The sequence below is a fragment of the Aeromonas sp. R7-2 genome, assembly GCF_040908105.1.
GTDB lineage: Bacteria > Pseudomonadota > Gammaproteobacteria > Enterobacterales > Aeromonadaceae > Aeromonas > Aeromonas caviae.
Genome location: NZ_JBFODC010000037.1, coordinates 16,324 through 40,436, shown reverse-complemented (window position 1 = coordinate 40,436; position 24,113 = coordinate 16,324). Strand labels below are relative to the sequence as shown.

General features: G+C 65.2%; 25 protein-coding genes. 10 read left to right on the top strand and 15 right to left on the bottom strand.

Features of this window, described 5'->3' with window-relative positions; all coding sequences use genetic code 11:
* Positions 1 to 72 precede the first annotated feature (72 nt).
* Positions 73 to 1,248 (bottom strand): iron-containing alcohol dehydrogenase, encoded by a 1,176-nt coding sequence (locus AB5Y47_RS18390; RefSeq protein ID WP_261999001.1) that lies wholly within the window; start codon positions 1,246 to 1,248, stop codon positions 73 to 75.
* Between the two features lie 185 nt (positions 1,249 to 1,433).
* Between AB5Y47_RS18390 and AB5Y47_RS18385 the strand changes: the two genes are divergently transcribed.
* A complete protein-coding gene (locus AB5Y47_RS18385; protein ID WP_202044544.1) occupies positions 1,434 to 2,018 on the top strand; it encodes a hypothetical protein in 585 nt (194 codons plus the stop codon).
* An 81-nt stretch (positions 2,019 to 2,099) separates the two neighbouring features.
* Here AB5Y47_RS18385 and AB5Y47_RS18380 read toward each other — a convergent pair whose 3' ends face one another.
* The 4 genes from AB5Y47_RS18380 to AB5Y47_RS18365 form a co-directional block, all read right to left on the bottom strand.
* Positions 2,100 to 2,525 (bottom strand): hypothetical protein, encoded by a 426-nt coding sequence (locus AB5Y47_RS18380; protein ID WP_029313593.1) that lies wholly within the window; start codon positions 2,523 to 2,525, stop codon positions 2,100 to 2,102.
* 224 nt (positions 2,526 to 2,749) lie between these two features.
* The gene (locus AB5Y47_RS18375) at positions 2,750 to 3,496 is read right to left on the bottom strand and encodes an SDR family oxidoreductase (RefSeq protein ID WP_124244416.1); all 747 of its coding nucleotides are present in this window, start codon (positions 3,494 to 3,496) and stop codon (positions 2,750 to 2,752) included.
* A gap of 42 nt (positions 3,497 to 3,538) precedes the next feature.
* Entirely contained in the window at positions 3,539 to 3,775 is a 237-nt protein-coding gene (locus AB5Y47_RS18370; protein ID WP_041212265.1) for a DUF3624 domain-containing protein, read from the bottom strand.
* On the bottom strand, positions 3,772 to 4,245 hold the full coding sequence (locus tag AB5Y47_RS18365; protein WP_124244417.1) for a GNAT family N-acetyltransferase: 474 nt from the start codon (positions 4,243 to 4,245) through the stop codon (positions 3,772 to 3,774). The genes AB5Y47_RS18370 and AB5Y47_RS18365 overlap by 4 nt, the downstream gene beginning before the upstream one ends.
* Before the next feature lie 187 nt (positions 4,246 to 4,432).
* Here AB5Y47_RS18365 and AB5Y47_RS18360 point away from each other — a divergent pair, with 187 nt between their 5' ends.
* Both AB5Y47_RS18360 and AB5Y47_RS18355 read left to right on the top strand, forming a co-directional pair.
* Positions 4,433 to 5,875 carry a RimK family protein gene (locus AB5Y47_RS18360; RefSeq protein WP_041212263.1) on the top strand — a complete coding sequence of 481 codons (1,443 nt, stop codon included), beginning with the start codon at positions 4,433 to 4,435 and terminating at the stop codon, positions 5,873 to 5,875.
* A 24-nt stretch (positions 5,876 to 5,899) separates the two neighbouring features.
* Positions 5,900 to 6,430 carry an MgtC/SapB family protein gene (locus AB5Y47_RS18355; protein WP_039039793.1) on the top strand — a complete coding sequence of 177 codons (531 nt, stop codon included), beginning with the start codon at positions 5,900 to 5,902 and terminating at the stop codon, positions 6,428 to 6,430.
* A gap of 55 nt (positions 6,431 to 6,485) precedes the next feature.
* On the opposite strand, the gene AB5Y47_RS18350 is transcribed toward AB5Y47_RS18355, so the two are convergent.
* Both AB5Y47_RS18350 and AB5Y47_RS18345 read right to left on the bottom strand, forming a co-directional pair.
* Positions 6,486 to 8,102: an alpha-amylase family glycosyl hydrolase gene (locus AB5Y47_RS18350; protein ID WP_368220483.1), complete on the bottom strand. Its 1,617-nt coding sequence runs from the start codon at positions 8,100 to 8,102 to the stop codon at positions 6,486 to 6,488.
* A 117-nt stretch (positions 8,103 to 8,219) separates the two neighbouring features.
* Positions 8,220 to 8,498: a DUF2442 domain-containing protein gene (locus AB5Y47_RS18345; RefSeq protein ID WP_043154040.1), complete on the bottom strand. Its 279-nt coding sequence runs from the start codon at positions 8,496 to 8,498 to the stop codon at positions 8,220 to 8,222.
* Between the two features lie 259 nt (positions 8,499 to 8,757).
* Between AB5Y47_RS18345 and AB5Y47_RS18340 the strand changes: the two genes are divergently transcribed.
* Positions 8,758 to 10,722 (top strand): LTA synthase family protein, encoded by a 1,965-nt coding sequence (locus AB5Y47_RS18340; RefSeq protein WP_279990207.1) that lies wholly within the window; start codon positions 8,758 to 8,760, stop codon positions 10,720 to 10,722.
* Positions 10,723 to 10,777: 55 nt separating this feature from the next.
* Here the strand turns inward: AB5Y47_RS18340 and AB5Y47_RS18335 are convergent, their stop codons facing one another.
* A complete protein-coding gene (locus AB5Y47_RS18335; protein ID WP_010672715.1) occupies positions 10,778 to 11,248 on the bottom strand; it encodes an Lrp/AsnC family transcriptional regulator in 471 nt (156 codons plus the stop codon).
* A gap of 149 nt (positions 11,249 to 11,397) precedes the next feature.
* Here AB5Y47_RS18335 and AB5Y47_RS18330 point away from each other — a divergent pair, with 149 nt between their 5' ends.
* Entirely contained in the window at positions 11,398 to 11,916 is a 519-nt protein-coding gene (locus AB5Y47_RS18330) for a tyrosine-protein phosphatase (RefSeq protein ID WP_010672714.1), read from the top strand.
* Positions 11,917 to 11,922: 6 nt separating this feature from the next.
* Here AB5Y47_RS18330 and metA read toward each other — a convergent pair whose 3' ends face one another.
* On the bottom strand, positions 11,923 to 12,870 hold the full coding sequence (metA, locus tag AB5Y47_RS18325; RefSeq protein WP_010672713.1) for a homoserine O-succinyltransferase: 948 nt from the start codon (positions 12,868 to 12,870) through the stop codon (positions 11,923 to 11,925).
* Positions 12,871 to 13,014: 144 nt separating this feature from the next.
* Here metA and AB5Y47_RS18320 point away from each other — a divergent pair, with 144 nt between their 5' ends.
* Positions 13,015 to 14,259 (top strand): HD-GYP domain-containing protein, encoded by a 1,245-nt coding sequence (locus tag AB5Y47_RS18320; RefSeq protein WP_029313584.1) that lies wholly within the window; start codon positions 13,015 to 13,017, stop codon positions 14,257 to 14,259.
* 28 nt (positions 14,260 to 14,287) lie between these two features.
* Positions 14,288 to 15,463, top strand: a complete 1,176-nt coding sequence (locus AB5Y47_RS18315; RefSeq protein ID WP_319907336.1) for a molybdopterin-binding protein — start codon at positions 14,288 to 14,290, stop codon at positions 15,461 to 15,463.
* Here AB5Y47_RS18315 and AB5Y47_RS18310 read toward each other — a convergent pair.
* Positions 15,460 to 15,975, bottom strand: a complete 516-nt coding sequence (locus tag AB5Y47_RS18310; RefSeq protein ID WP_041214350.1) for a metal-dependent hydrolase — start codon at positions 15,973 to 15,975, stop codon at positions 15,460 to 15,462. The two genes, AB5Y47_RS18315 and AB5Y47_RS18310, sit on opposite strands and share 4 nt — an antisense overlap.
* 394 nt (positions 15,976 to 16,369) lie before the next feature.
* Here AB5Y47_RS18310 and AB5Y47_RS18305 point away from each other — a divergent pair, with 394 nt between their 5' ends.
* The 3 genes from AB5Y47_RS18305 (at position 16,370) to AB5Y47_RS18295 (ending at position 20,091) form a co-directional block, all read left to right on the top strand.
* Positions 16,370 to 18,034, top strand: coding sequence for a DUF342 domain-containing protein (locus AB5Y47_RS18305; RefSeq protein WP_045523040.1), 1,665 nt, complete (start codon positions 16,370 to 16,372; stop codon positions 18,032 to 18,034).
* A 113-nt stretch (positions 18,035 to 18,147) separates the two neighbouring features.
* Positions 18,148 to 18,957, top strand: a complete 810-nt coding sequence (gene yidA, locus AB5Y47_RS18300) for a sugar-phosphatase (RefSeq protein ID WP_103243824.1) — start codon at positions 18,148 to 18,150, stop codon at positions 18,955 to 18,957.
* Between the two features lie 363 nt (positions 18,958 to 19,320).
* Positions 19,321 to 20,091: a gamma-glutamyl-gamma-aminobutyrate hydrolase family protein gene (locus tag AB5Y47_RS18295; RefSeq protein WP_039039802.1), complete on the top strand. Its 771-nt coding sequence runs from the start codon at positions 19,321 to 19,323 to the stop codon at positions 20,089 to 20,091.
* A gap of 151 nt (positions 20,092 to 20,242) precedes the next feature.
* Here AB5Y47_RS18295 and AB5Y47_RS18290 read toward each other — a convergent pair whose 3' ends face one another.
* From AB5Y47_RS18290 to dapF, 5 genes are all read right to left on the bottom strand, one after another.
* Positions 20,243 to 20,647: a hypothetical protein gene (locus AB5Y47_RS18290; RefSeq protein WP_043154050.1), complete on the bottom strand. Its 405-nt coding sequence runs from the start codon at positions 20,645 to 20,647 to the stop codon at positions 20,243 to 20,245.
* A 71-nt stretch (positions 20,648 to 20,718) separates the two neighbouring features.
* The gene (locus AB5Y47_RS18285) at positions 20,719 to 21,429 is read right to left on the bottom strand and encodes an HAD-IA family hydrolase (RefSeq protein ID WP_368220481.1); all 711 of its coding nucleotides are present in this window, start codon (positions 21,427 to 21,429) and stop codon (positions 20,719 to 20,721) included.
* 95 nt (positions 21,430 to 21,524) lie between these two features.
* On the bottom strand, positions 21,525 to 22,502 hold the full coding sequence (xerC, locus tag AB5Y47_RS18280; RefSeq protein ID WP_368220480.1) for a tyrosine recombinase XerC: 978 nt from the start codon (positions 22,500 to 22,502) through the stop codon (positions 21,525 to 21,527).
* Entirely contained in the window at positions 22,495 to 23,175 is a 681-nt protein-coding gene (locus AB5Y47_RS18275; protein WP_041212252.1) for a DUF484 family protein, read from the bottom strand. The genes xerC and AB5Y47_RS18275 overlap by 8 nt, the downstream gene beginning before the upstream one ends.
* Before the next feature lie 79 nt (positions 23,176 to 23,254).
* The gene (gene dapF / locus AB5Y47_RS18270) at positions 23,255 to 24,085 is read right to left on the bottom strand and encodes a diaminopimelate epimerase (protein ID WP_029313578.1); all 831 of its coding nucleotides are present in this window, start codon (positions 24,083 to 24,085) and stop codon (positions 23,255 to 23,257) included.
* Positions 24,086 to 24,113 lie beyond the last annotated feature (28 nt).

Below are 24,113 nucleotides of genomic sequence, written 5' to 3'. Positions count from 1 at the left end.
TGGCGGCCAGATGCTCAGAGTGCGAGAGACAGGATCCACGCCACTCTGATTGCGAGGCGCGAGTCCCCTGACTTAAAGCGCGTGGGAAAGGATCCTGGCTACCTTGTCGGGATCAATGTCCTGCTGCTCCCCGAGGGCGGTCAGCCCGAAACGCTTGAGGTTGGAGCAGATACCGGGGATGCAGCTCTCGTTCAGCCCGTAGTCGGCAAGCCGGGTACCCACCCCCATCTGCTGGAAGAACTGCTCGGTGCGGATGATGGCCTCCTCGATGCGCAGCGCCTTGTCCTCGCGGCTGGAGTGCCATACCCGCTCGGCGAACTGGGCCAGCTTCTCCTGCTTCTGGGCCGATTGCTCCCGCAGCAGGGAGGGCAGCACCACCGCCAGACTCTGGGCATGATCCAGCCCGTGCAGGGCGGTGAGCTGGTGACCGATGGCGTGGGTGGACCAGTCCTGGGGCACGCCGCGACCGATGAGGCCGTTGAGCGCCAGGCTGGCCGCCCACATCAGGTTGGCGCGCACCTGGTAGTTGGTGGGCTCCGCCAGCGCGCGCGGACCGTTGTCCACCAGCACCTGCAGCAGCCCTTCCGCCAGCCGGTCCTGCACCTCGCCCCCCACCGGGAAGGTGAGGTACTGCTCGAGGATGTGGACGAAGGCATCCACCACCCCGTTGCCCACCTGGCGCGGCGGAAGGCTGTAGGTGGTGGCGGGATCCAGCACCGCAAACACCGGTTGCACCAGCGGATTGTAGAAGGAGAGCTTGGCCTCCCCCCGGCTCACCACGGCGGCGGGGTTGCTCTCCGAACCGGTGGCCGGCAGGGTCAGCACACAGCCGAGCGGCAGCGCCCCCTTGATGGAGGCCTTGTCCCGCAGGATCTCCCAGGGGTCATCCCCCTCGAAGCAGGCCGCCGCCGCCACGAACTTGGTGCCATCCACCACGGAACCACCACCCACCGCCAGCAGGAAGTCGATGCGCTCGCGCTTGACCAGAGCCACCGCCTCCATCAGCTGATCGTACTGGGGGTTGGCGCCGATGCCGGGAAACTCCAGCCACTCCCGGCCCGCCAGCGCCTGGGTCAACTGCTCATAGACCCCGTTCTGCTTGATGCTGCCCCCCCCGTAGAGCACCAGCAGACGGCTGCCGGCCGGGATCAGCTCGGGCAGCCTGGCGATCTGGCCTTCACCAAAGCAGATGCGGGTGGGATTGGCATATTGGAAGTTGTACACGGCAGAGCCCTCGGTTGATTGCATGCCGGGGAATTGTGCGCCTGCCGTGCCATCAGGTCAAAAACGGGAGCCTGTCGTCAAAAATACGATGCCAGCCTGCCGATGCCGGGCGCTCCTGCCCGGCTTTGCTATGGTGATAGCGGGAAGACGAGTTCGTCGCCCCCTCAAGCCCCTCCCGGGGTCCCTTTCCCACTCACAGGGTCTCTATCATGAAACTGAAGCACGCCTGGATTGCGGGTGCCCTCACCCTCTGTGCCCCTCCCCCGCTCTATGCCGCCGAGGTCACCACCCATGTGGCCGTGGCCCCCGGACAAGCCAGCCTGGCCGAAGAACTGACGGCCAGGGCAACCGTCACCGCCATCGACCTGGCCACCCGCAAGGTCAGCCTGAAAAATGCCGAAGGGCAGACCCTGGATCTGATCGCCGGGGAGGAGGTGACCAACCTTCCCCAGCTCAAGGTGGGAGATGTCGTGGCCTTGAGATATCTGCAACTGCTGGACCTGACCCTGCTCAAGGGCACCGCCGGGGTGAGAAAACGGGTGGTGGAAGTAGAAGGGGGCAAGGCGGCCGCCGGGGAGAAACCCGCAGCCGGCGCCGGCATGCAGGTAACCATCTATGCCGATGTCATCGACGTGGACAAGGCGCACCAGACCATCCGGGTCAAGGGGGTTGACCATACCCTGACCCTCAAGGTGCAGGATCCGGCCCAGTTCGCCCTCATCGCCAAGGGGGACCAGATCAAGGCCGTGCAGACCACCGCCATCGCCATCGGGATCGCCCCCCAGAGTCCCTGAGCCCTGACCACGGCCTGCCAGCCCCGTGGCAAGGGGGCAACCCCTTGCCTTTAACGCCCAAGGATTGCCGTTTGAATCACATCATGCCTGGGAGGCGGATTTGCCGGTGAGGCGATCCATGGCCTCCTTGAGCATGGCATCGCGCTGCGCGGCCAGGTCCTTGCTCTGCGTTTCGCGCTCCTCGGCAGAGAGCGTCTTGTCATCCGCTATCCCCTTGAGCTGACGCTCGAGATCGTCAAATTTTTTGCGATCAAAGCCCAGGGCCTTGTCCACCATCTGCTGCACCCGCGCATCCTTGACGCCACCGGTCAGGACTGTGTTCTTGCCGTTCCTGGCCAGATGCTCGTAGGTCAGCGCCTGCTGCGCCTTGCCGGTCAGCACCTGACTGGAGAGGCTGACCTGCTGAGACCAGCCGCTCTGCTTGTCGTCGCTGTCGCTGAGGGTCGCCAGGGCACGGTTCTGGGACGCGCTCTGGGCGAGTTGATGACCATAGGGTTTGATATCCATGAAGGCTCCACGCTCACTGCCGGCCTCGCCGGCTCCGGGGACGGGTTCCCCGCCATGGGCCGGAGACAGCAAATTGCAGGCCAACTTGAGTACCCCCCTCTTCCGATGGTTCAGCACGGGGTCACAGCACGCCTCCTTCTGCACTCCATGACGAGTGCGACCAGATCCATCAAAAAAGGCGCCCGAAGGCGCCTCTTGTGGACAGAAGTCGGCTCGTCATGACATCAGCGACGGCTGATGTGGAGCGGACCGAAGGTCTGGGCCACCGGCATGATCTCGATGCTGTTGATGTTGACGTGGGCGGGCTGCTCGCTGATCCAGAGTACGGTATTGGCGATGTCTTCCGGCAGGATGGCCTGCACCCCCTGATAGACGGTGGCCGCCTTGGCGTCGTCGCCGTGGAAGCGCACGTTGGAGAACTCGGTGCCGCCACACAGGCCGGGCTCCACGTTGGTGACACGCACCGCCGTGCCCGCCAGATCCGCACGCAGGTTGAGGCTGAACTGCTTCACGAACGCCTTGGTCGCGCCGTAGACGTTGCCGCCCGGATAAGGGTAGGTCCCTGCGATGGAGCCGATGTTGATGACGTGGCCGCGGTTGCGCGCCACCATGCCCGGCAACAGCAACCGGGTGATCAGAGCCAGGCCGCTGATGTTGGTGGCAATCATCTGCTCCCAGTCTTCCAGATCCGCCTTGTGGGCAGGCTCCAGCCCCAGTGCCAGGCCGGCGTTGTTGACCAGCAGGTCCACCTGTTGCCATTCGGTCGGCAGCGCCTCGATGGCGGCGCGGGTGGCAGCCTTGTCCTGGACATCGAACACCAGGGGCAGGAACTGCTCGCCCAGCTCCTCGGTCAGGGCGGCCAGCCGTTCGCCGCGACGCCCGGTGCCGATCACCCGGTGGCCTGCGCTCACCAGCAGGCGGCTGATGGCCTCGCCAAAGCCGGACGAGGCGCCCGTTACCATTGCAATCATGTGAACCTCCATTGTTATTTGTCTTCTTGAAAAATCAGCACGTTATATGTCGCGTTTGCCCAGCTTTCGCCATGCGAACACCGCCAGATGCAGCAGGAAGAGACCCGAGCCCCCCAGCGCAAACAGCAGGCCGGTCAGGGCGTTGACCGAGGTATCGGCGCCGCACCACCACCAGACCAACCAGCCGACGACCCCGATGAGAAAGGTCTGGGCGGCACAGACCGGGCAGCGCCCGAGCTTGGCCCTGATGGCCGTAGCCAGGCAATCCTCGCAACTCATGATGGCTCCTGCCGCTCATCCCCCAGCGCCAGCACCAGGCGGTGGGCATGCTGGCCGGGCCCGTAATAATCGGGCAGCCGTACCCCGGGGCGAAACCCCAGCCCCTGATAGAGGGTCCTGGCTTCTGGGTTGGCGTCGGCGACCTCGAGGCGAATCGCCCCCCAGCCGGCCTCGCGCCCTTCCCGGATCACCTGCTCCAGCAGGCGGCGTGCCCACCCCTGACGGCGGACGGTCCAGCGGATGGCGAGGGTCTGGATGATGAGACGATCCCAGCCTTTGTGCTCCAGCACGCTCAAATAGCCCATCACCTGCGCCTTCTCGTCTTGCAGCAGCAGGGTGCGCCCCTTGGCCTGATTGAGCAGATAGTGCCAGCGGCTGCGGCCGAAGGCGACCTCGGGGGGAAAACAGTAGCGTTCCAGCTTCACGATGGCGCCCAAATCATCGGCTCGGGCGGCGCGCACGGTCAACACGGGGAGTCCTTGTTCGGTTATTTATCCTCAGCACCAGAAATGCGACTTGTATCACAAGTTACCAAGGCAGAATATTAGGCACTGTAACCTCTTGTTTCCCCTCGCGCCATTGTCGTGCTTGTCGGTGCATCGAAGCCCACTGGGGATCCTGCCGTTTCTGGCAGTCCTTTCTGTGGAGCCTGAAAAAATGAGTACCTATGTCATCGTCGAGGAGCCGGGCGACTGGCCCTGCCATGCCGACTATCTGCTGACCGCCCGCACCTACCTGCAACACGGTCTGCCCACCACAGGGGGGCGTCCGCGCATCATCAACCTCTGCCGCAGCCTGGAACACCTGGGGGCCGGTTATTACTGCTCCCTGCTGGCCCAGGCCCGCGGCCACCACTGCCTGCCGGGATTGCAGGCCATCAGCAGGCTGCAACCCCAGCAGCCTCCCGCCAAGCTGTGGCGCAAATTGCAGGGCTGGCTGGCCCAGCAGAGCGAAGACAGGATCCGGGTGCGCGCCATCTTCGGCCAGTGCGAACAGAGCGAGCTGGCGGGGCTCGCCCGCTATTACTACGGCCTGAGCCAGTTGCCGCTGCAGGAGCTGACCCTCAAGCGCGGTCGCCACGGCTGGTCGGTGCGCCAGCAGGAGAGCCTGTCACCGCTGGCGCTGAGCCCGAGCGAGAAGGCGCTGATGGTGCAGCACGCCCAGGCGCTGGTGGGCACGGGGGACGAGGAGCAGACGGCGCCACGCTACCAGCTCGCCATCCTGGTCGACCCCAACGACGGCCGCGCCAGCAGCGATGCCCTGGCGCTGGAGCGTTTCATCAAGGCGGCCGCTGCCCAGGGGATCCAGGCCGAGATCCTGCCTCCCTCGGCCATCGAGCGGTTGCCGGAGTTCGACACCCTCTGGCTGCGCGCCGAGACCGCGGTCGGTCACTACACCTTCGAGTTTGCCCGCCGTGCCGAGCAGCTCAAGATGCCGGTCATCGACAGCTCCCGTGCCATCCTCGCCTGCAGCAACAAGCTCTATCTCTACGAGCTGATGGTGCGCAGCGGCGTGCCCATGCCCCCCACCACCGTCGTGACCCGCCGCGGCCGCCAGCATGTGGACGAACTGGTGCAGCGCCTCGGTCTGCCGCTGATGGTGAAGATCCCCGACGGCGCCCAGGGGCGCGACCTCGCCATGGCCAGCGATGACATCCAGCTCGCCCGCCTGCTGGACGAGGGGCTGGCCCGCTCCGCCCTGCTGCTGGTCCAGAGCCGGATCCCTGCCGAGTTCGACTGGCGCATCGGCTTTCTCGACGGCTCGCCGCTGTTCGCCTGCCGCCGCTACCGACCCGAACCCGGCAACCGCATCCGTCGCCGCAAACACCCCCTCGACATGAGCCGCATCGAGGCGCTGCCCCTCAGTGAAGTGCCGGAGCGGGTGCTGCAAACCGCCCGCCGCGCCGTGCACCAGCTCGGCAACGGCCTGTTCGGGGTGGATCTGCGCCAGCAGGGTCAGGGCTGCGTGTTGCTGGAAATCATCGACAACCCCTGGATACGTGGCGATATTGAAGACAGGGAGGCAAAGGACCTCTACGAGCGCCTCGCCCGGGCCTTCCGCCAGCGGCTGGAGAACCGGGGGCAGAGCGCGACAGGATAACAAGCATCGCGAGCAGAGGTGGATATGATGACAATGCAGTGGTGGGACATCGCGCCCCTTGGCTGGGAGAACATCCTGGTCTGTCTGGTGTGTGGCACCCTGGTGGGGCTGGAGCGGCAGCTTCGCGGCAAGCCGGTGGGGATCCGCACCTCTTCCCTCATCGTGCTCGGCACCTACTGTTTTCTCGCCATCGGCGCCGCCGTCAGTCCTCAGGGCGCCGATCAGGCGCGGGTGCTGGGTCAGCTCATCACCGGGGTCGGCTTTCTCGGGGCCGGGGTCATGATGACCCGGGATGGTCAGGTGCTGGGGGTGACCTCCGCCGCCGCCATCTGGATGCTGGCCGCCCTCGGCGCCCTCATCGGCATGGACATGCTGCATCAGGCGCTGCTGCTCACCGTCGTCACCCTCTCCATCCTGGTGGGGGTGGACTACCTGGAAGCCAGCTTCAAGAGCCTGCGCCGCGGGGTGCACAATCGGCTGGAACACTGGCGCCACGGGGCCGAGCCCTCGGTCTCTTCCCGCCGGGACGATCTGGGCAGCGGCATCGAGAAGTAAGCCGCCACCATGAAAAAGGGCTCCACTATGGAGCCCTTTCTGTTGTCTGCCTCCCTCAGCGCACCAGCAGGAAGCGGCCGGTGAGGGGCGGCAAGTCCACCGTCACGCTGCTGCCACCGATGGCCAGGTTCTCGCCACTCTGCAGATCCACCAGGGCGCTGCCGCTGCGCAGCTTGCCGACCGGCACGGCGTAACTCTGGGGCGTGGTGGAGACGTTGAGCAGGTAGACTACTTGCTCGCCAGCCGTCTGCTTGATGTCGCCATAGATGCTCCCCTCGGCCACCAGCTTGACCCGCTCCCCCTGATAGAGGGCCGGGTGCCCGGCGCGCAAGGCCAGCAGATCGCTCAGCCACTGCTTGAGCTCGGCCTGCTCGCTGCTCGGCACGAAGCCGGTGACACCGGGAACCTTGCCATCGCTGCGGGCCACGTGATCATCGCAGAGCCCCTGGGCCGCACAGTCGCCCCCCACCTGACTGGCAAAGCCAGGCACCTCGTCGCCAAACTCCTCGCCATAGTAGAAGGTAATGGGACCGGAGCGGGCGGCCATGAAGCTGAAGGCCGCCTTGTGGCGTTGCCAGTAGTCCGCCCCATTGAAGTTGCCCCGCTCCAGCAGATCGCCGAAGCGCACCAGGTCGTGGTTGCCCAGCATCAGGTTGGGCATGGCGTGGTCCGGGTAGTTATCCACCTTGTTCCAGCTGGCGTCGAGCACGCTGGCCCCTTGCCCGCCCTTGCCGGACTCTTCCACCGCCAGCGCCTGTACCAGGCCGTAGCGCAGGGGGAAGTCGAACGCCGAAGAGAGCGCCGGGTTGTCGCTCGGGCCATAGGCCTGGGCGCGGATCTCGTCGGCGCCCTTCCACACTTCCCCCACCATGTAGCCGAGGGTGCCCCACTGCTGGCCGGCGGCCTTGCGCGCCGCGCTGGCCTGCGCCACCTCGCTGCGAATGGCGCGCCAGTCACCCAGCCCCAACTGATAAGCCTGATCGAGGCGCCAGCCGTCGATGCCGTACTGCTCGACCCAGTAACGGGCCACCTCCTTGAAGTAGGCCAGACTCTCGGGCTGGCCGTAATCCACCAGCTGACCCGGGTAGCCTGCGCCGCCGCTCTTGAGGGCTGGCAGCCGCCCCTCTGGTGAAGGCTTGCTCACCCCCACCTTGTTGACGTGGCCGAACACCCCGTCGAGGAAGACATAGAGCCCGCGCTGGTGCGCCCCGTCCACCAGTTTTTTAAGCTGGGCGTTGCTGCCGAAGTTGGGATCCACGTTGAAGAAGTCACAGGCGAAGTAGCCGGTGGCATCCAGCCGGTCGTCCCCGGCCTGGCCGGCGCAGGAGTCAAACACCGGGGTCAGCCAGATGGCGTTGACGTTGAGGCTCTTGATGTGGTCGAGGCTGTCGATGATCCCCTGCAGATCGCCGTTGTGCCGGGAGGGGCCGTAGCCGACGCCGTAGTTGGCGCTGCCGTCGCCGTCGACGAAGGACTCCACCATCACCTGGTAGGTGCGCAGGTTGCAGGCTGGCTGATCATTGCCGTAGCAGGCGCGGCTGGCCGAAGCGGGGGGAGGATTGACCACCGGAGGCCGGGGGTCACTGCTGCCACCGCCTCCCCCGCTGCCGCAAGCCGTCAGTAACAGGGCGGCCCCGATGAGGCCGCCACGACGCAACGTTCCTTGTTTCATTGTTATGTTCCCGCTGTGGTGGATGGGCGCCCAAAGCGCCGCACTGGGGTCATGATAACGACCTGACCGACGCGGGTCTGTGACTGAAAACGTTACCTGACTCAACGAGTTAGCATGTCAGAAGCGATGCATGTTGCGATCGGGGAAGGCGGCGCGCTCGTCGATGGGCAGGATCAGGTGGTAGACCTCGTGGGCCGCCAGGGTGAAGCCCGAGGGCCATGCCAGTTGATGGCGATGATCGATGAAGACACGGGCGAAGCGACGCTCGGTCTCCATGGCCGCAAACAGCGGCTGGCCGCGCCAGGGGGTGAGATCCAGCACGCCTGTGGTGCCGTCGGAGAGCACCACGAACAGAGACCAGCCCTGCATATATTCCACATCGATGAAGACCGGCATCCCTTCGGCTCCGATTGAGAAATCCGGCGCCATTATAGGCACGACCATTGTCTCGATGTGCCAGCAGGATCACAGTTTCCCCAGCGTTTTATGCTCTCTTCGAACCCTGCATCCCGTCACAAAAAAAATCATAAAACGTGCCAACTTCTCCATTTATACCCCATGCCCATGCAACCTTTGCCAGGCGCCACTGTCATACTCCTGCACCATAACAACAATGCGCCCGGGGACTGGGCGCAAACAGGTTTGCAGGAACAATATGACCACCATCAAACAATGGCTGGGACCGGTTTGGCCCATCGCCGTCTTTTCATTGATCGCGCTCATCTCCCTGACTGTCAGCCGCCTTGGCCTGGGGCTCTGGCAACTGGAACGGGTGGATGCCGTCTCTGGCTGGCAGGAGATGCTGCTGCAAGGCATTCGCGTCGACGTCGCCACCCTCTGCTGGGTCTGGGGCGTACCCGCCGTCTTGACCCAGTTGCTGGCCGGGCCCCACGCGCCGGGGCGGCTCTGGATGCAGCTTATCCGGATCTGGCTCACCCTGGGGCTCTGGCTGATGCTCTTTCTCGAGATCTCCACTCCCGCCTTCGTCACCGAATACGGGGTGCGCCCCAACCGCCTCTATGTGGAGTACCTCATCTATCCGAAGGAGGTGCTCTCCATGCTGTGGGCTGGCCGCAAGGGCGAGCTGCTGCTGGCCGTGATCTTCAGCGGCGCCGTGCTGGGCGGTGGCTGGTGGCTGAGCGGCCGCCTGGTGCGTGACCTAAGCTTCCCCCGCTGGTACTGGCGCCCCGCCTTCGCCCTGCTGATCCTCGCCGTCGGCTTCCTCGGCGCCCGCTCCAGTCTCGGCCATCGCGCCCTGAATCCGGCCATGGTGGCCTTTGCCGACGATCCCCTGGTCAACGCCCTCACCGTCAACTCCGCCTACTCCCTCTTCTTTGCCATCAAGCAGATGGGGGCCGAGGAGGACGCCAGCCAGTTTTACGGCAAGATGGCTGACCATCAGGTACTCGACATAGTCCGCGAGGAGAGCGGTCGCCCTCTCGGCGATTTCACCTCTGCCGATCTGCCGAGCCAGACCTTCAACACGGCCAGCTACCAGGGCAAGCCCAAAAACCTGGTGATCCTGCTGCAAGAGAGTCTGGGGGCCCAGTTCGTCGGCTCCCTCGGCGGCCTGCCGCTCACCCCGAACATCGATGCCTTGTCGAAAGAGGGTTGGGCGTTCGAGCAGCTCTACGCCACCGGTACCCGTTCGGTACGCGGCATCGAGGCGGTGCTCACCGGCTTCACGCCGACCCCGGCCCAGGCCGTGGTCAAGCTCGGCAAGAGCCAGACCAACTTCTTCACCATCGCCGACCTGCTCAAGCAGCGAGGCTATGACACCAGCTTCATCTATGGTGGCGAGAGCCACTTCGACAACATGCGCAGCTTCTTCCTCGGCAATGGCTTCACCACCATCGTCGAGCAGAAGGACTTCAAGAACCCGGTGTTCGAGGGATCCTGGGGCGCCTCGGATGAAGATCTGATGGCCAAGGCCAACGAGACCTTCGCGGCGCTGCACAAGGAGGGCAAACCCTTCTTCAGCCTGGTGTTCAGCTCCAGCAACCACGATCCCTTCGAATTCCCCGACAACCGCATCGCCCTGTACGAGCAGCCCAAGCAGACCCGCAACAACGCCGCCAAGTACGCGGACTACGCCGTCGGCGAGTTCTTCAAGAAGGCCAGGGCATCGGACTACTGGCAGGACACCCTGTTCCTGGTCATCGCCGATCACGACAGCCGGGTCGGGGGAGCCAGCCTGGTGCCCATCCCCCGCTTCCACATCCCGGGGGTCATCCTGGGGGACGGCATAGCACCGAGAAAGGACCCTCGCATCGTCAGCCAGATCGACATGGCCCCGACCCTGCTCTCCCTCATGGGCATCAGTGCCGACTACCCCATGCTGGGCAAGGATCTCACCCGCATGCCCGCCGACTGGCCTGGGCGCGCCATCATGCAGTACGACAAGAACTTCGCCCTGATGCGTGGCAGGGATGTGGTGATCCTGCAGCCCGAGCGGGCGCCGGAAGGCTTCATCTACGAGGATGCGACCGAAACGCTCACCCCGGCGCAGCAGCCGGACACCATGAAGGATGCCGCCCTGGGGCTGGTCCTGTGGGGCAGCCTGGCCTATCAGCAGGGGCTCTACCGGACGGCGCAGGACAGCCGGCTGGCTCTCAACTGAGGAATCGCCCACAAAAAAACCGCCCTCGGGCGGTTTTTTCTTGCGGCTAGCCCCGTCAGGGGTGGGGGAAGCAGGGAAGCGAGCGGCTGAACCTGTGCTCGAACACCAGGGAGGTCTCGAGGTGCACCACCTCTTCCCGGGAGGTGAAGTGATCGAAGACGAAATTGCGCAGGTGTTCGGTATCGGAGACGCACAGGTGCACCAGGAAATCATCCTTGCCGCCCATGTGGAACAGGCTGATCACCTCGGGCAGGGCCAGGATGGCGTCGCGAAACGCATCGATGATCTGGCGGCTGTGACGGGCCAGTTGCAAGGAGACCATGGCCTGGATGTGACCGCCCAGGGCCTGGTAATCCACCTCGCAGTGCGCCCCCTTGAGCACGCCATCCTGCTGCAGCTTGCGCACCCGCTCCAGACAGGTGGACGGCGCCACCCCGACCAGGGCCGCCAAATCCTTGTTGGTCATGCCCGCATCGCGAAACAGATGGGCCAGGATGTCCAAGTCCAGTTGATCCAGGTTTCTCATCTTTACTCCTTGCATCACTCGATTTTTTTAGACTCTGCCCGTAAACCGGGCCGAACACAACGCAGATTGACATCGCCTCCGGCCCCTCTATGCTGTGCCGCACCCGCGGGATGCCGATCCCGTTGACCCCGACCACCACGAGGAACCCCATGCTCAGTGCCCATCCCTTCTGGAGCCTGGACGTTCCACGGCTCGACGGCCAGCTCCTGCTCACCCCCTGCCCCGGCAGCCAGCAGGTCCCCATGGCCGACGCCCTTGCCCAGTTGCAGCTGGCCGGTGCCGGCGGAGTGCTGACCCTGATGACGGTGGAGGAGCTGGCCCTGTGCGGGCCCCTCTCTCTCGGGCAGCTGGTGCAGGCCAGAGGCATGAGCTGGTTCCATCTGCCCATTGCGGATGACGAGGCACCGGATGCCGCCTTCGAACAGGCCTGGCCCGGGGTGCAACCCCGACTGCTCGCCCTGCTGCGCGAGGGACGGCACCTTGCCATTCACTGCCACGGAGGAAGCGGGCGTACCGGGCTGGCGGCCGCCCTGCTGCTGATGACCCAGGGGCTGCCCCAGCAGGAGGCCATGACCCTCATCCGGGCCAGACGGCCACGGGCCTTCACCCTGGCCTGCCACCGTCACTGGCTCGATACCCGTGGGCGGCGGCTGGCCGGAGCGGACTGATGGGCTCTATCCCTTGGGCTGCTGGTAGGTAAAGACCTTGCCGATGTCTTCCACCTTGTAGCTGGTCAACTGGTAGACGTAATAGTTGAGCCAGTTGGAAAACAGCAGGTGACCGTGGCTTCGCCAGGTGGCGCGCGGGGTCTGGCTTGGGTCGTTGTTCGGGTAATAGTTGACCGGAATGACGGGGGTGAGCCCGGCCGCCAGATCCCGCCGGTATTCCCCATCCAGGGTCAGGGCGTCATATTCCGGATGGCCGGTGACGAACACCTGGCGACAATCCTTGGTGGCGGCCAGATAGACGCCCGCCTCTTCCGACTCGGCGAAGATCTGCAGATCGGTGTGGGCGCGGATGAGATCCCCGTCGAAGGCCGCATAGCGGGAGTGGGGCGCCACGAATTCGTCATCGAAGCCGCGCAGCAGCGCCTCGTGCTCGTCGAGGCGGTGGTGGCGATAGACCCCGGAGAGCTTCTCGCCGTGGGTCTGCTTCTCCATGCCGTACAAGGCTTTCAGCGCCGCCTGCACCGCCCAGCAGAGGAAGAGGGTAGAGGTGACATGCTGATGGGACCACTCGATGATCTCGACGATGCGGGGCCAATAGACCACCTCCTCGAACTCCACCAGCCCGAGCGGCGCCCCCGTGATGATCATGCCGTCGTAGTTGTTGCCTCTCACCTGCTCGAAGTCGTGATAGAAGTTCTCCAGGTGCGCCTGGGGCGTGTTTTTCGACTCCCGATCGTCGATGCGCAACAGATCCACGTCCACCTGCAAGGGCGAGTTGGAGAGCATCCGCATCAGCTGGATCTCGGTTTCTATCTTCTTGGGCATCAGATTGAGGATGAGCACCCGCAGCGGGCGGATGTTCTGGGTGACGGCCCGGGATTCCGTCATCACGAAGATGTTCTCCTGCCCCAGCACTTCGGCGGCGGGCAACTGGTCCGGGATCTTGATCGGCATGCTGACTCCCTGTACTGCATCGGTAAATATGTCTGGACATCTAGAAGCCTATAATAAAGCGCTCCCGCTGTCATCAGATACCTTTTGTATTCACCCCGCCCTTTGACTAGCATACGGCTCAGTGTGTCCCTCGTGCCCAACCCCATGACAGGAATCAAGATCTCCGTAGAACGGCTGCAAGTCGGCAATTATGTCTCCCTGCCTTTGGGATGGCGTGAGCACCCGTTTCTGTTCTCCAGCTTCAAGCTCAAGAGCGAGGAGGAGATCGAGCTCATTCGTCGCCTTGGCCTCAAGCTGGTGACCATCATTCCCGACAAGAGCGACACGCCGCCCAAGCCCCTCGGCCAGACCCAGCCCCAGGCGGATGAGGTTGAGGGAGAGGGTCTCGTCGCCCGCCAGGAGGAGATGCAGCAGGAGAAACTGCGGCGCATCGAGCAGTTGCAGCGCTATCGCCGCGACCTGCAGCAGTGCGAGAAACAGTTCCGCCAATCCCTGGCCCAGGTGCGCAACCTGATGGGCAAGATCCAGTCCCGCCCCCTCAACGCCATCAGCGAGGCCCAGGAGCTGATCAACGCCATGACGGAGCAGCTCCTCTCGGTGGACGAGATGGTGCTGCACCTGGTCTCAGACAGCGATGATGGTAACAGCCTGCAGTTTCACTCCCTCAACGTCAGCGTGCTCAGCATGCTGCTCGCCCGGGAGTGCAAGTTGCCGGCCGAGGCGATCCGCCAGGTCGGCATGGGGGCCCTGTTCCACGACATCGGCAAGCTGAGGATCCCGAGCCAGATCCTGCGCAAGACGGAGCCGCTGACCAAGCCGGAGCAGAACCTGATGGCCCAGCATCCCCGCTACGGCCTGGAACTGCTGGGGCTGGTCAGCGATTTTCCGGAAGCGGCCAAGCAGATAGTGCAGAACCACCACGAGTACCTGGACGGCACCGGCCCCCAGGGGCTCAAGGGCGATCAGCTCGATCCCCTCACCCAGATCGTCTCCCTCATCAACGAGTACGACAACCTCTGCCACCTGGAGGCCAAGGTGCCCTACGCGGCCCTCGGCAGCCTTTACAAGCAGCGCAAGTCCCAGTTCAACGCCGATCACCTCGGCATGCTGATCCGGCTGATGGGGGTCTACCCCCCGGGTAGCGTGGTGCAGCTTTCCAACGGCCAGGTGGGGCTGGTGATGTCGGTCAACGCCTCCCGCCTGCTCTACCCCGCCGTGCTGGTATACGACCCCCGCATTCCGCGCCAGGAGGCAGCCATCATCGACCTCGACGCGGCCGGGCTGACCATCGCCAAGGTGATCCAGCCCAAACGCCTGCCCCCGGCGGTGTTCGAATACCTCAACCCCCGCACCCGGATCAGCTACTACTTCGAACACGGCAAGCCCTGAGAGGGCTGGCCCCACCCAAGGAGTCCCCATGCGCATCGAGATCATCAGCACAGGCGACGAGATAGTGACCGGCCTGGTGGTGGACACCAATGCCGCCTGGCTCAGCGCCCTCTTGCTGGAGCAGGGCTGGCAGGTGCGCCGCCGCGCCACCGTGGGGGACAACCTCGCGGATCTGACAGCCGTGCTGCAGGAGAGCGCCAACCGCGCCGAGGTGGTACTGGTGTGCGGGGGGCTCGGCCCCACGGCGGACGACCTCACCGCCCAGGCCGCGGCCGAGGCGTTTGACCAGCCCCTGACCCTGTTCCCGGACTGGCTCGCCACCATGGCCGAACGCTATGCCAGTCGGGGCCGCACCATGGCCCGGAGCAACACCAAGCAGGCCTGGCTGCCCCGGGACTGCGAGATCCTCGACAACCCGGTGGGCACCGCCTGCGGCTTTGTGGTCTGCCACCCGGCCAGCCACGGCCAGAGCCGGCTCTTCTTCACCCCGGGCGTGCCGTTCGAGTTCAAGCAGATGGTGCGCGAACAGATCATGCCCCGCCTCAAGGTGCTGGCCGGGGAAGAGACGGACACCGAGCTGCGCCGTTTCTACACCTTCGGCGTCTCGGAGTCCGCCCTCAGCGACATGCTGGATGCGGCCCCCTGGCCTGCCGACATCGAGCTGGGCTACCGCTCCTCCATGCCTCTCATCGAGCTCAAGCTCATCGGCCACGGTGCCAGCACCGCCGACATGGATGCCGCCGAGGCGAGGCTGCTTGCGGCCATCGCCCCCTGGCTGGTGGGGCGTGGCAACGAGGCGCCTGCCAGCCAGATCCTGGCCCTGCTGGGGGAGCGGTCGCTGCACCTGCAGGAAGGGGAGAGCCGGGGCGCCCTGCTGGCCATGTGTCACGGGCACCCGGCCCTGACCGCCGGCTTCAGCCACACCCTGAGCGACGACCTCACTCAACTGGCAGTGCCCGCCGCCCCCCTGAGCCTCACCATAGGCCGTGCCGGGCCGGACGGCGTGCCGCTGCTGCTCTGCGCCGACGGGCAACTGCACGGCCAGACGCTCAGGGTCAGCCACCCGGATCCCGCGAGCGGTCGCCGGATCCTCGCGTTCGCCGCCCTCGACATGCTGCGCCGCCACCTGCTGGGGCTGCCGGTGCTCGCCGATTACCTCACCCTGACCCGAACGGCCAGATGCCAGGAGGGCGCCCGGGGCTAGAAGTGAGCCAAGCCTGCGCCGCCATGGACCCAGTACCCGGCGAGCGCCAGGGTCAGCAGGCAGAAGGCCCTCTCGTAGCCCCCGCCGCTCTTGAGGGGCAAGCCGGGCAGGCGAAAGCGCCGACGCCAGGGCCAGAGCAGGGGAATGCCCATGGGGGTGAGCCAGTCCCCCAGCAGATGGCTGAGATAGCCCACGATGAGAGCATCCTTCACCGCCCCCGACAGCAACCAGGGGGCTTCCACCTGGGCCAGCCCCCAGACCCCCATCCCCACCGCCAGCAGGCTGTGGGTGAAGCCGCGATGGCCGAACAGCCGGGAGAGCGGCCCCGAGATCCAGGGCAGTTGCCGCCCGAGCAGGGAACGGGGGTGATCGAGATCCGGCAGCAGGGCGCTCGCCAGGGCCATGGGGACGATGTGCCACAGGCTGGCATCGGCCAGGGCCGGAGTCAGCCCGACCTTGTGGGCAAGCAGGACGCAGGTGACGGAAAACAGCAGGTGGCCTTGGGCGGTCATGGGGCTCGTTCGGTTGGACAGAAAAAGGGGCTGATCGATGGCGACCAGGGTCCTCGCCCTGGGGCGGCGGCAGATTAAAATCCTTCTCTTCCTGCCTGGCAAGGTGATTTGCATCGCCTCTCTCAATGTGATGGACACTCTGGATAGCGAAAGCATAAAAAGTCAGCATATTGCGCTAAAAAACTGCAATGGAGCCCATGGCATGGCCGGCTCTGCCCCTCTCCCGTCAGCCGATATTTCCTCAACCCGGCTCACCCATTTGCATTCAGATCGTTGACCCGGAAGGAAAAATACCCGAATACTGCGCGTTGGATCCGCCCCGGCGGCATTGGATGCCGGCAAGGAGAGGCCCCGGCATGGGGCAAACCGGACAGGGACAACGAAGGAGGGCCCGGTGTTAAGCAAAGCGTGGTTTCAGCTGTCGGCCGACATGAGCTATGTCTGCCTGCGCATCACCCCGGGCCTCACCGAGCCCATCCAGGAAAGCGACGTCCTGGCCCTGCTGCGACTCTCCAACTGTCGGCGCTACGAACCCCTCGGCGAGGGGATCCGCGAAGCCGTCACCCTGCTCAACGCCCTCATCGCAGAGCCGGATGCCCCCGCGCATCCGCCAGTCCCCATTGCCCGGCGCCAGGATGCCAGGCTGCTCATCCAGGTGGACAAGGACCAGATGAGCGCCAGGGCGCAGATCACCGCGGACTGGGGTGGCCAGCCCCTGACCCTGGCCCAGTTGCAGGAGGCCCTGGCGGCCAGCACGGTCAAGCAGGGGGTGAGCGAGCGGCTGCTTGCCGCCGCCATCCAGGCAGCGGGTGAGGCGGCCCCTGGTGCCCAGCTCAATCCCGTCATCGCCCTCGGCAAGGCCGCCAGGCACGGCCTGGATACCCGTCTGGAGCGGCTGGTGGAGACCGCAGCCGAGCGGATCCTCAAACCCCAGGAGCGGGATCACGGCAAGGTGGACATGCGCGACCTCGGCACCCTGCTCACCGTCAAGGCGGGGGCGTTGCTGATGCGCAGGCACCCCGCCACCCAGGGCATCGACGGCTTCACCGTGACGGGCCAGACCCTCACCGCCCGCCACGGCAAGGAGAGCGCCATGACGCCGGGTGACGGCACCTGCCTCTCCCCCGAGGATCCGGACCTGCTGCTGGCGACACGCCCGGGACTCCCCTGTCAGGAGCGTGCCGGGATGCGGGTCGACGAGGTACTCAACGTCAAGCAGGTCGACATCCGCCACGGCCACGTCGAGTTCGAGGGATCCCTGCTGGTCACCGGGGACGTCATGCCCGGCATGCGCGTCAAGACCAGCGGGGACGTGGTGATCGGCGGCTTCGTCGAGGGCGGCTACATCGAATCCGGCGGCACCATCACGGTGCGCAACGGCATCATAGGGCGCAAGCTGGCGGACGACGAATACCTCTGCCACCTCAACGCCGGAGGGGAGATCCACGCCAGCTATGCCCAGTACGCCAGGCTGGAGGCCGATGGCGACATCCATATCCTGAGCCAGCTCAGTCACTGCTATTGCCGCAGCGGCCAGGATCTCAAGGTGGGGGACAGCGCCATGCGCAAGGGGCACCTCATCGGCGGCATCAACATCGCCAACCGGCTCATCATGGCACCGGTGCTCGGAGCCTCGGCGGCCAATCGGACCCGGTTGCAGATCCTCGGTGGCTATTTCAGCCAGAAGGAGCAGGAGCTGGCGCTGCGCCAGCGCAAACAGACCTGCGCCGAGCAGATAGACAAGCTGCAGGATCTCATCCTGCGGCTGCTGCAACTGCCTCGTGACAAGCGCAATCCCGAGACCCTGCAGAAGATCAAGGCGCTGCGCACCCGCCAGTTCGACGAGAGCAAGAGCCTGGACGAGCAGCTCGCCGAGGCGCAGCGGGAGCTGCAGGCGCTCATGGCCAACATGGACATCATCGCCACCCAGCGCCTCTTCCCCGGCGTCGAGGTGGAGATGGCCCACCACCACAACAGGGTCGACATCGAGCACGGCCCCATCCACTTCGCCATCCGGGAAGATCAGCTGCAACTGACCCCCTACCAGGGCCAGCGCTGAGGGGCAACGTGCCCCCGCGTCGGCAGGCGGCGTGATCCCGGCGGCGATTTTCGCTACACTCGGCCTCCCCATGGCCCCATCGGGCGGGCCGGCCAGACTCAGGTAGTGAGAAGATGTACAAGCTGATCGCATTGGATATGGATGGCACCCTGCTGACCCCAGAGGGCCGAATCTCCCCCCGCACCCAGGCCGCCATCGCGGCAGCCCGCGCCAGGGGCGTGACCGTGGTGCTAGCCTCCGGCCGCCCGCTGGAAGGCATGACCGCCGCCCTGACCGAGCTGGGCCTCACCGGCCAGGATGACTACGTCATCTGCTACAACGGCGCCCTGGTGCAGCAGGTGTCCGAGCAACGCATCATCCGCAGCCAGTTGCTGACCGGCAGCGACGCCCGTGCCATCGCCCACCTGGCCTGTGAGCTGGGGGTGAACATCCACGGCTTCTCCGTCCGCCAGGGGCTCATCAGCCCCAGGATCAGCCCCTACACCGAGCACGAATCCCGCCTCATCGGTCAACCCATCAACCTGGTGGACTTCGCCACCCTGCCCGACGACGAGCAGATCATGAAGGTGATGATGATTGACCCAGAGCCCCTGCTCTCCCGTGCCATCGCCCAGCTGCCCACCGAACTCCACGAGCGCTATACCGTGGTGCGCAGCGCACCCTATTTCCTCGAGTTCATGAACAAGTGCAGCAACAAGGGCACCGGCGTCGCCGCCCTGGCCGAGCACCTGGGGCTGGATGCCTCCCAGGTGATCGCGGTGGGAGATGCGGGCAACGATCACCACATGATCGCCTACGCCGGACTCGGGGTCGCCATGGGCAACGCCACCGACGAGATCAAGGCGCTGGCACAGCACACCACGGGGCGCAACGATGAAGACGGGGTCGCCCAGGTGATCGAACGTTTCATCCTGAACGCCTGAGTCGACAAGGGGCCCTGTGGGCCCCTTCTGCTATCCGGCCGCCCGGCCAGATGTTTAATATATCCACCATGAAATTTCTCACCGCACCAGGCATCCCCCCTCAAGTCCCTTTAAATGGGACTCGCAGCCGTATCTCGACATCAATGGTTAACATAACTGCATCATTTTGTTTGACATATTGAACGGCCTTGGCAGACTGGAGACAGGATCCAGGCTGTCGTTGCCAAGGCTGACCGACGATTCTGGCACGCTGGCGCGACCCTGATCCCACGACCATGCCTTGAGGCATGCCCTTGCGAGCCGAGGCGGCAAGGGCCTTCCCAAGGCGCAGGATGAGACCGCCAAGGATAGCCAAGGTGACCTATGCCCAACCCCAGTGCCCATAACAAACCCGTCGTGCTGATGACCATGGGGGCCCAGGCCCGCAGTGGCCACGCCTACCAGGTCATGACCCACAAATACATCAAGCCTCTGGTGGAGATCAGCGGCTGCGTGCCGCTGCTGGTGCCCACCTGCTGTGGCACCGAGGATCTGGAGCAGTATCTGGACCTCGCCGACGGGGTCTATCTGAGCGGTGCTGGCTCCAACATCGATCCTGCCCTCTATGGCCAGGAGAACCTCACCCCGGAGAAGCCCCAGGACAGGGACAGGGATCTGTTCGATATTCCCCTGGTGCGCGCCGCCCTCGACCGTGGCCTGCCGATCCTCGGGATCTGCCGCGGCATGCAGGAGATCAACGTGGCCCTGGGAGGCGACATTCACCAGAAGGTCTATTGCGAGCCGGGTTATGACGATCATCGGGAGGATGCGGATGACCCGGTGGACGAGCAGTATGGCGAGAGCCATCAGGTCGAGCTGGTGCCCGGTACCTGGCTGGCCGAGCTGATGGGGCAGCCGTCGATTCCGGTCAACTCCCTCCATGGGCAGGGGATCAAGACGCTGGCCAAGGGGCTGGCCCCCCTGGCCCATGCCGAAGACGGGCTGATCGAGGCGATCCACGCTCCCGCCCTCTCCCCCTTCCTACTGGCGGTGCAGTGGCACCCGGAGTGGAAGGCCAGCGAGAACCCCCACTCCATCAAGCTCTTCACCGCCTTTGGCGACGCCTGCCGCCGGTTCAGGCAGCAGGTCGGCTAGTCGCCGACCCCTTGCCCTTGAGCCTGGGCAGGGCCTCGTACATCGGGGGCTGCCCAGAGGCATCCGACGTGACGGGCCTGTGACCCCCCCACGCCATCAAGCTGCCCACTGCCTTCGGCGACGCCTCCTGCCCGTTCAGGCAGCAGACGGGCTAGTCGCCGAATCCCTTGCCCTTGAGCTTGGGCAGGGCCCCGCGATCAGGGCGCAGGGTTCGGCAGACATCCAGCCCCTTGAGGCCCCGCTGGATATGGTCCGGGGCCTGCCCGAGCACCATGCCGTTGCCGCGATAGAGACGGGCATCCTCCAGCTCGAACAGCTCGCCACCGATGAGCAGTTGCTCCCGGCCATTCACCACCTTGCCCCGTTTCAGGGGCAGGGTCATGTCCACCTGGATCTCGCCGGTGGCACACCCCTCGCGCCAGCGCGCCTCGTTGGAAAACGGGGAGATGGCGATCTCCCGCCAGGATCCGTCCCTGAACTCCATCCGGTAACGGTCTTGCACCAGATCGCATCCCGCCAGCATCACGGGGATCGCCAGCCAGATGACACCCTTCATTCCCTTCACGCCCTTGCTCCCTTGTTGTTATTGCCAGATATAGATCACGGAATCTGTCCCTCATCCCCAGCTCAGAGCAGCAGGGTGGCCAGATCCTGCAGCTGCCCCAGCTCCACATCCGGCAGCAACTGCAACGACTGCCAGGGCAGTCGGCGTTCGTTGAGCCAGGCGGCGCGAAAGCCGTGCAACCTGGCCCCCAGCACGTCGGTCTCGGGGTGATCCCCCACGTGGAGGATCCGGCCGGGGGCGAGCCCGAGGGCCCGCTGCACCTGCACGAACATGTCGGGCGCCGGTTTCATTCTGGCTCCCGCTCCCGCCTTGCAGACCAGGGTGAAGTAGCCAGCCAGACCCGCCTGCTCCAGATCCAGGTTGCCGTTGGTGATCACCGCCAGCGGGTAGCGCGCCGCCAGACGAGCCAGCAGGGCGTGAGTCGCCTCGCTCACCTCTATCTTCGAGCGCTCGGCCATGAAGCCGGTGAACACCGCCCGGGCCTGCTGCTCCGCCAGCCCGGGCTCCATGCCCCCCTGCACCAGGGCCTCGCGAATGCCCCGCTGGCGCGCTAGGCTGACGTCGTGGCTAAGCGCCGGGTGGTCCAGCAGCAACTGGCGCTTGAGCGCGAGCCAGCGCGGCTTGTCCAGCATGGCGGTAGCCAGGTATTCGCTGCGCAGGTGGTCCAGCATCCACTGTTCCGCCCGCGCGATGGCGGGGCCGTTGTCATAGAGGGTGTCGTCCAGATCGAACGAGATGGCGGCCACCGGCTGCCAGCGACGGTAAAACTGCATGGCTGTTCCTCTTTACTCCTCATCCTCTGGCGTTGCGAGCTCCCGCCTGACCGGGGCGACGTGGAGATTGTCATCCCCGCAGATCGCACACCACATCACTCATCCTCCGGCGTTTCCGGATCCCGCTTCGCCCGCGGGTGGGCACTGTCATATACCTTGGCCAGATGCTGGAAGTCGAGGTGGGTATAGATCTGGGTGGTGGAGAGATCCGCATGCCCCAGCAGCTCCTGCACCGCCCGCAGGTCGCCGGAGGATTCCAGCATGTGGGTGGCGAAGCTGTGGCGCAGCTTGTGGGGGTGCACGTGGGCATTGAGAGCCTGCTTGTTGCCCCAGCCGTCGAGCCGCTCCTGTACCGAGCGGGCCGAGAGCCGCTGCCTGCGCTTGGAGACGAACAATGCCTCCCCCTCGTCACCGGCCAGCAAGGGGCGTACCTTGAGCCACTTGTGCAACCACTCCACCGCCATCCGCCCGATGGGCAGCACCCGCTCCCGCGAGCCCTTGCCGATCACCCTGAGCTGGCGCTCGTCGAGCTTCACGTCCGCGAGGTTGAGCCCCACCAGCTCGGCAAGGCGCAGGCCGGAGGAGTACATCAGCTCCATGATGGCGCGATCCCGCACCGCCAGCGGATCCTGCTCGTCGGTGATGTTGAGCAGCTGGTATATCTCGTCCACGTCCAGGTTCTTGGGCAGGGGCCGCCCCTGCTTGGGGGTGACGATACCCCGCGCCGGGTTGGCGGTGAGCCGCCCCTGGCGCACCTGCCAGTCGCAGAAACTGCGCAGGGCCGACACCTTGGTGGCAAGGGAACGGGGCGCCAGCCCCCCCTTGTGCATCCGGGTCACCAGACTGCGCACCTGGCTCGCCTCGAGCCGGGCCCAGTCGTCGAGCCCGAGCTTCACCAGCTCGGCGGTCATGGCTTCCAGATGAGCCTGATAGTTGCTGCGGGTGTGGGGGCTGAGCTGGCGCTCGACCCGCAGGTATTCGATAAAGGCGTCCAGCTCCCCCGCCAGTGCGACCGGCAGGGGGTCGGCGGCAGGGGGCGTCCTGGCAGGGGATCGGGTCGTTGCCTTAGCCACGGGCCAGCTCGGGCAGACGCAGCTGCAGCAGACGCCCCAGCTGACCCAGCAGCAGGGTATCGTTGTGGGGGGTGAAGTGGCTGGGATCCGAGCTCGCGAAGGCCAGCACGCCGAGCTCCCCGAGCCGCATCAGGGCCACCGAGTTGACCAGCACATCATTGCCAAACAGCGCCTGCTTCTCGCTCTGGTTGAGGCGGCCGAAATAGTAGTCCGTGCCGGGCAGGCGCTGCCCCAGCAGTTGTTCGAGCTGTTTGCCCTGCGCCAGGAAACGCTGCTCGGGGCCGCTCAGCTGGAAATGCCTGGGATTGAGCCAGAGCCGCAGGCCGGTGAGTCGCAGCCGCTGGACGAAGGCCTTGCCCATCACGGCGCTCAGCTCGAACAGGGTCTGGCAGCCGTAGATCTCCCCATAGAGATCCGCATAGACCCGGAAGATCCGCTCGTTCTCGCTGGCGACCCCCATCAGTTCGGTGATCTCCTGCTCCAGCTGCTCGATGCGCTCCCGCTGACGGTCCAGCTGGCGCTCCACCAGGGAGATGGTGCCCTTTTGCCCATGGGGAATGCGGATCTTGTCCAGCATGGCCCCGTGACGCAGGAAAAACTCGGGATAACGGGCCAGGTACTCCAGCACTGTGGCTTCATCCACCAGTGATTCCTGCCGTTTGAGTTCGCTCATAACTTGGTTGATCCATCCGAAAAAGGGGCCAAGGGCCCCGATATGATCCGTTGATGGAGCGGGATCACCCGCTCCTTGTCTACAACTCTATCTGGCCGTCAAAGACGTGCTCGGCCGGCCCCGTCATGTAGACGGGCTGACCCGGTCCCTTCCAGGCGATGGTCAGCTTGCCACCCGGCAGGGTGACGGTGACCCGCTCCTTGAGCTTGCCCTGGCTGATGCCTATCACCACGGCCGCACAGGCCCCGGTCCCGCAGGCCAGGGTCTCCCCCACCCCGCGCTCGAAGACCCGCAGCTTGATCTCGCTGGCGTTGACCATCTCCATGAAGCCGACGTTGACCCGCTCGGGGAAGCGCTCGTGGCGCTCCATGATGGGTCCCAGGGTCTCCACCGGCGCATCGGCCACCGAGGGCACCTCGATGACGCAGTGAGGGTTGCCCATGGAGACGGCACCGCACATCACGGTGTGATCCTGGGCCCGCAGCAGATACGTCTTCTCCGCCTTCTGGGCACGGAACGGGATCTTGCCCGGCTCGAACTGGGGCACCCCCATGTTGACCGTGACCTGGTTCTCCCCTTCCAGCTGCAGGGTGATGCGGCCCCGGGCGGTGCTGACCGCGATGCGATCCCGGTTGACCAGCCCCTTGAGACGCACGAAACGGGCGAAGCAACGGGCCCCGTTGCCGCACTGTTCCACCTCGCTGCCGTCGGCATTGAAGATGCGGTAGTGGAAGTCGAGCTCGGGGTCATAGGGCGGCTCCACCAGCAACAGCTGGTCGAAGCCGATACCGAAGTGACGATCCGCCAGCTTCTTGATGATGTCGTTGCTGAAGAACACCTTCTGGGTGACGCCATCCACCACCATGAAGTCGTTACCGAGGCCGTGCATTTTGGAAAACTCAATCAACATCGCGCGTTCCTGTCTCACCGTTAATCAC